6 protein-coding genes are annotated in these 6,027 nt (G+C 70.1%); 2 read left to right on the top strand and 4 right to left on the bottom strand.

The features are described from left to right. A partial coding sequence (locus ABD385_RS33355; RefSeq protein WP_344583002.1) for a DUF998 domain-containing protein occupies positions 1 to 949 on the bottom strand: 949 nt, incomplete at its 3' end. Between the two features lie 417 nt (positions 950 to 1,366). On the opposite strand from ABD385_RS33355, the gene ABD385_RS33350 reads away from it, so the two are divergent. Further along, the gene (locus ABD385_RS33350; RefSeq protein WP_344583000.1) at positions 1,367 to 1,624 is read left to right on the top strand and encodes a hypothetical protein; all 258 of its coding nucleotides are present in this window, start codon (positions 1,367 to 1,369) and stop codon (positions 1,622 to 1,624) included. Between the two features lie 40 nt (positions 1,625 to 1,664). After that, on the top strand, positions 1,665 to 2,894 hold the full coding sequence (locus tag ABD385_RS33345) for an esterase/lipase family protein (RefSeq protein WP_344582998.1): 1,230 nt from the start codon (positions 1,665 to 1,667) through the stop codon (positions 2,892 to 2,894). Positions 2,895 to 3,009: 115 nt separating this feature from the next. Here the strand turns inward: ABD385_RS33345 and groL are convergent, their stop codons facing one another. The 3 genes from groL to ABD385_RS33330 all read right to left on the bottom strand — a co-directional run bounded on the left by groL (position 3,010) and on the right by ABD385_RS33330 (position 6,005). Further along, positions 3,010 to 4,635 (bottom strand): chaperonin GroEL, encoded by a 1,626-nt coding sequence (groL, locus tag ABD385_RS33340; protein ID WP_344582997.1) that lies wholly within the window; start codon positions 4,633 to 4,635, stop codon positions 3,010 to 3,012. 410 nt (positions 4,636 to 5,045) lie between these two features. Further along, on the bottom strand, positions 5,046 to 5,249 hold the full coding sequence (locus ABD385_RS33335) for a cold-shock protein (protein WP_003949956.1): 204 nt from the start codon (positions 5,247 to 5,249) through the stop codon (positions 5,046 to 5,048). 477 nt (positions 5,250 to 5,726) lie between these two features. Then, complete coding sequence (locus ABD385_RS33330) at positions 5,727 to 6,005, bottom strand: MoaD/ThiS family protein (RefSeq protein ID WP_043265631.1); 279 nt, start codon at positions 6,003 to 6,005, stop codon at positions 5,727 to 5,729. Between the last annotated feature and the right edge of the window lie 22 nt (positions 6,006 to 6,027).

The raw sequence follows: 6,027 nt of genomic DNA, 5'->3' as shown, positions 1-6,027 counted from the left end.
CCACTCCCCCAGAGTCAGCCGCCCTCCCCGAGCCAGCCACACCCCCAGAACCAGCAACTCCCCCCGAGCCAGCCGCACCCTCAGAACCAGCGACGCCCCCAGCGTCAACCGCCCCCCTAGACTCATCCGCTCCCCCAGCATCAGCCGCCTGTGCCCGCCCCGCGGGTTCGGTGCGCCAGACGCGGCGGAGGCCCTCCACGTAGCGCTCCCAGGGGCCGTCCCAGTGGCCGGCCCAGCGTCGGCGGCGGCGGGCCGAGCGGCCCAACTCCCAGGCCAGGAGGGCGAACCAGACGCCCACCAGTGCCAGGTGGACGCGTTGCGGGATGCCATGCCAGCCGGGGTGGCCGATCAGCGGGCCGATGGTCAGGATCGCGGCGGGCATGGCCACGGCCAGGACGCGCGGGCCCCAGCGGCGGACGAGCGGCATCGGGGGACGTTGCACGGCGGCGGCGCGGCTGAGGGTCGCCATCGAGACGAAGAGAAAGAAGTGGGCGAGGGCGCTGGTGGCGGTGTGCCAGGGGTGCACCGGCACGCAACCGCGCTCCACCGAGGGGGCGCAGGCCATGGGCAGGACGACGTCGGCCAGTGAGGAGAGGCCGAGGCCGACCAGGGCGAGCCAGCCGGTGCGGGCCCAGCGGCCGTGGCCGGCGGGCGTGCTGCGGGCCAGCAGGGCGCCGGTGATGACCACGAGCGCGCAGCCGCTCTCCAGGCCGCCGAAGAGGCGGCGCAGCGGCTGGTCGGCGGCGTAGAGCTCGCTGACGTAGGAGTGGCGAGGGTCGAGGCCGGTGCGGAGGCGGAATTCGAGCAGCCACCAGTTGTAGAGCAGGGCGGCGACGGCGAAGAGGAAGGCCGCCGTCGCCTCGCGGCCGGCGTAGCGGGTGGTGGGGGCGACCACGGGCTCGTAGACGGTGCGGGCACCGGTCCGCGTGGGGTTCGGGACGTTCGGCACGGGCGGGTCCTGTTCCGGTGGGGGGCGGGGGCCTAGTGCGAAGGGTCTCCCCGGCGAGGCCCGCTCCGTTGGCGCGCCGGGTGCAGGCGCGCCGAGTTGTCACCCGACAGGCGGAGCCAATCCCCTGAACGCGTGATCCGGCCAATTGCGGCGTCGGGTTTGAAGCGTCGTCCGGTGGTCGGACGATCGCCGTTCGGCCGGTTGCCGCCGGTTCTTGATCATCGGGTCGCGCGTTCGCGTGCGCAACGCGTCATTACCGATCGGTCGACGATCAGGCTTCCGCATAGCGGTGATCGTGACTGTCCACATGAGGCCTGGTGCGGAGGGTGACGGAGCGGCTGTCATTGCCTCGCCGGGATCACAGCCGCACCGCAACGGGGCGCCCCGGCAGGTGACCCGCGGGGAGGAACGGCAGCGATGGCAGCGACGGCCGAGTCGTGCAGCACCGTCCGTCAGCACGAGGGCAACGGCTCGGTCGTCACCGGCCGGGACGGCAACGGCGCCCCGCCGCAGCAACTGCGGTGGGCGGGCCGGGGCGACGGCGGCCACGCGCCCCTCACGACGCGCCACCGCACCACCGACGTCGCGCGGGGCCCGGCCGTCCGGGACGGCGGCGACCGTCGCCACGGCGAGCGCGCCGCCGTCACGGCCTGCGTCGTCGCACCCGCGAAGTGACCCGTCCGCACCGGCTCTCCCGTACGAAGGGAACACGTCCATGAGCGACATCACCGAAGAGCAGGCCGCCGAGGCCCTACAGGCCGCGGCCGCGGTCCTGCTGACCACCGGGGCCACGACCGCCGCCGCGGCGGCCCCCGACCCCGACGAGACCTGGCCGCTGCCCGGCGGCACCGCCTGGGTCTACTACGGCGAGGGCAACCAGGGGCTGATCCGACCGGTCCTGATGGCGGACGGCTTCAACACCGGCCCCAGCAACCTCGATCTGCTCTGGGAGCACCTCAACCGGCGCGGGTACCCGCTGCTGGACGAACTCCGCCGTCGCGGCCGGGACGTCGTCCTCATCGGCTACGACGAGCGCAGCGCCTCGATCCTCGACAACGCCCGGGTCGCCACGGCCGCCGTCCACCGGGCGAACGCCGAACGCCTGGGTGGTGAGCGGCTCGTCGTCGGCGGCTTCAGCATGGGTGGTCTGGTCACCCGTTACGCCCTGGCCAAGCTGGAGCACGAGGGGATGGACCACCAGACGGGGGTGTACTTCTCCTGGGACAGCCCGCACACGGGTGCCTGGATTCCGCTCTCGCTCCAGGCGTTCGCGCACTACATCAGGAAGTTGGACGGCCGGTTCTCGGACCAGATCAACAGTCCGGCCGCCCAGCAGTTGTTGTGGCGCCACATCGAGCACTGGGAGGACAAGCCGGCGGCGAGTCCGCTGCGCACCGCGTTCCTCGACAGGCTCGAAGAGGTCGGCAACTGGCCGCGGGTCCCCCGTCTCCTCGCTCTGGCCAACGGGCCGGGGGACGGTTCCGGCAACGGTGTCCGGCCGGGCGTCGAGGCCGTCGTCGGCAAGGGCCTGGCGGTCTCGGGGACGGAACTGCGCACCCAGTCCGAGGGCGACGACCGGCTGGTGGCGAAGTTGCGGGTGGTGACCGTGCCCACCCGGGAGGTCCGTACCGGCGGGCTGCCGGACATCGACGGTGCGCCCGGCGGCACCCTCGAAGGGTTCGGCATCCTCGCGGACCAGCTCAACGAGCTGGCGCCCGTCCTGGGCTTCGCGGTGGAGAACCCGGTCCGTGAGCACTGCTTCGTCCCGGCGGTCAGTGCGGTGGCCGTCCGGGAGCCGAGCAGCCATGCCGACCTCTACCTGCCGATCGACGAACTCGCGCCGGACGAGAGCGCGTTGGACGATTTCGTGCTCGCGTCGCAGAACGAGGAGCACACCCTGGTCACGGAGGAACTCTCCGGCTGGCTGCTGGACCGCCTGCCGTAGTGGTCGGCGCCGTGGGGCGCCGGTTGGTGGACGGTACGCCGCCGGGGCGGCACCCCCTGGGAGAGGGGGTGCCGCCCCGGCGCACGAAGCGGGACGTCGATCAACCAGAGGTCGATCAGAAGTCCATGTCACCGCCCGGCATGCCGCCCGGAGCGCCCGCGGCAGCGGCCTTCTCCGGCTTGTCGGCGATGACGGCCTCGGTGGTGAGGAACAGCGCGGCGATCGACGCGGCGTTCTGGAGCGCGGAGCGCGTCACCTTGGCCGGGTCGAGGATGCCCTCGGCGATCATGTCGACGTACTCGCCGGTGGCGGCGTTCAGACCGTGGCCGACGGCCAGGTTGCGCACCTTCTCCACGACGACGCCGCCTTCGAGACCACCGTTGACGGCGATCTGCTTGAGCGGGGCCTCCAGGGCGAGCTTCACGGCGTTGGCGCCGGTCGCCTCGTCACCGTCGAGGTCCAGCTTCTCGAAGACCGAGGAAGCCTGGAGCAGGGCCACGCCACCGCCGGCGACGATGCCCTCCTCGACGGCCGCCTTCGCGTTGCGAACGGCGTCCTCGATGCGGTGCTTGCGCTCCTTGAGCTCGACCTCGGTCGCGGCACCGGCCTTGATGACGGCCACGCCGCCGGCCAGCTTCGCGAGGCGCTCCTGGAGCTTCTCGCGGTCGTAGTCCGAGTCGCTGTTCTCGATCTCGGCGCGGATCTGGTTGACCCGGCCCTGGACCTGCTCGCTGTCGCCGGCACCGTCGACGATGGTGGTCTCGTCCTTGGTGATGACGACCTTGCGGGCGCGGCCGAGCAGGTCGAGACCGGCGTTCTCGAGCTTGAGGCCGACCTCCTCGGAGATGACGGTGCCACCGGTGAGGATGGCGATGTCGCCGAGCATGGCCTTGCGGCGGTCACCGAAGCCGGGCGCCTTGACCGCGACGGACTTGAAGGTGCCGCGGATCTTGTTGACGACCAGGGTCGACAGGGCCTCGCCCTCGACGTCCTCGGCGATGATCAGCAGCGGCTTGCCGGACTGCATGACCTTCTCCAGGAGCGGCAGCAGGTCCTTCACGTTGCCGATCTTGGAGTTGACGATGAGGATGTAGGGGTCCTCGAGCGCCGCCTCCATGCGCTCCATGTCGGTCGCGAAGTACGCCGAGATGTAGCCCTTGTCGAAGCGCATGCCCTCGGTGAGTTCCAGCTCCAGACCGAAGGTCTGGGACTCCTCGACGGTGATGACGCCTTCCTTGCCGACCTTGTCCATGGCCTCGGCGATGAGCTCGCCGATCTGCGGGTCGGCGGCGGAGATGGACGCGGTGGAGGCGATCTGCTCCTTGGTCTCGATCTCCTTGGCCTGGTCGAGCAGCGCACCGGAGACGGCCTCGACGGCCTTCTCGATGCCGCGCTTGAGGGCCATCGGGTTGGCGCCGGCGGCGACGTTGCGCAGGCCCTCGCGGACCAGCGCCTGGGCCAGGACGGTCGCGGTCGTCGTGCCGTCACCGGCGACGTCGTCCGTCTTCTTCGCGACCTCCTTGACCAGCTCGGCGCCGATCTTCTCGTACGGGTCCTCCAGCTCGATCTCCTTGGCGATGGACACGCCATCGTTGGTGATCGTGGGGGCGCCCCACTTCTTTTCAAGGACGACGTTGCGGCCCTTGGGGCCGAGGGTGACCTTGACGGCGTCGGCGAGCTGGTTCATACCGCGCTCAAGGCCGCGCCGCGCCTCCTCGTCGAACGCGATGATCTTGGCCATGTGAAGTGGTCCCTCCGGACTGATGGGGTACCCCCGCTGCCAACCGAGTTGAGAGCTGGGGAAGGAAAGCCTCGGACCGTGCTGGCGCCCGCGACGGACGGCCTGCATACCGTGTGGTTCCTTGCCCCACCTGGCGTGCCGACCTCACCGACCCGATCCATATTCAGCACTCTCACGGGGAGAGTGCTAACGCAATGATTAGCACTCGCACCAGTCGAGTGCAAGCGCTTGACGGGGGGACCCCCCGTCCGTGAGACGATCGGCGACCTTGGCGGGACCGCTTCCTAACGCCCGCGCGCGCCCGCGTACCACTCCAGCGGGACGCCGGTGACCTCCGGGAACGGCAGAAGGCTCGCAACCCCGTGCTGGGGGCTGCGAGCCTTCTTCCAACGATGCAGTTGGTCGCCGCCTCAGGCGGCGACCCGGACCATGTCCGCCTGTGGCCCCTTCTGGCCCTGCGAGATCTCGAACTCGACCCGCTGACCCTCCTCAAGGGTGCGGTACCCGTCCATCTGGATCGCGCTGTAGTGGACGAAAACATCCGCACCACCGTCGACCGCGATGAAGCCGTACCCCTTCTCCGCGTTGAACCACTTGACGGTGCCCTGAGCCATGCCTAACTCCCCTATTACTGGCCCTTGCGCAGGACCGCACTCCGCGGACCCGGGTCAGACCTCACCCCCCGAAATGGTCCGCGGGGTGTGCGCCGGAACGCGTCGACCGCCGCTGAATGTATCTGGACCAATGCCCAGCGCAACAGGTCAATCGGACGAGAATTCTGGCGTCAGGGAAACGGCCGTATGTGCTCAAATGCCTTTATCTCAGGCGAAGTCGGGCCGGGAATATGCCACACGGGCGACAAATCGCGCACACAACTTGCGCACAAGTCACGGCGATCTCATATGCGTTCGGCATGCGCTTCGGCTGCACGCGGAGATAACCGGAGGGGGATCACCCCAATGGTATCCCCTTTCACAACACGGAATTGCCCCGTCCGTTTCGTACGGACGGGGCAATTTCCGGTCACTACCGGCAAAGAGTTGGCGCGAATTCGCTCGGCGTCTGCGCGCCGGCGGCGACGGCGCGCGGCGTCAGCAGCCGCCGGCGACCGCCGGGATGATCGAGACGCCGGCGCCGTCCGGCGTCGGGGTCTCCAGGCCCTGCTCGAAGCGGACGTCGTCGTCGTTGACGTAGACGTTCACGAAGCGGCGCAGCTTGCCCGCGTCGTCGAGCACCCGGGCCGCGATGCCCTGGTGGTTCTTCTCCAGGTCGGCGATCACCTCGGAGAGGGTCGCGCCCTCGGCGGCCACCTCGGCCTCGCCGCCGGTGTACGTGCGCAGGATGGTGGGGATGCGGACCTTGACGCTCATGGTTCTGCCTTCCAGGGAAATA

It is taken from the genome of Streptomyces lunalinharesii, assembly GCF_039532155.1.
GTDB lineage: Bacteria > Actinomycetota > Actinomycetes > Streptomycetales > Streptomycetaceae > Streptomyces > Streptomyces lunalinharesii.
This window is presented reverse-complemented; position numbering and strand designations above follow the sequence as displayed.

Excerpts from the sequence above, each read along its gene's own strand:
- ABD385_RS33350 (WP_344583000.1), top strand. The coding sequence starts at position 1,367 with ATGGCAGCGACGGCCGAGTCGTGCAGCACCGTCCGTCAGCACGAGGGC.
- ABD385_RS33345 (WP_344582998.1), top strand. The coding sequence starts at position 1,665 with ATGAGCGACATCACCGAAGAGCAGGCCGCCGAGGCCCTACAGGCCGCG.
- groL (WP_344582997.1), bottom strand. The coding sequence starts at position 4,635 with ATGGCCAAGATCATCGCGTTCGACGAGGAGGCGCGGCGCGGCCTTGAG.
- ABD385_RS33335 (WP_003949956.1), bottom strand. The coding sequence starts at position 5,249 with ATGGCTCAGGGCACCGTCAAGTGGTTCAACGCGGAGAAGGGGTACGGC.
- ABD385_RS33330 (WP_043265631.1), bottom strand. The coding sequence starts at position 6,005 with ATGAGCGTCAAGGTCCGCATCCCCACCATCCTGCGCACGTACACCGGC.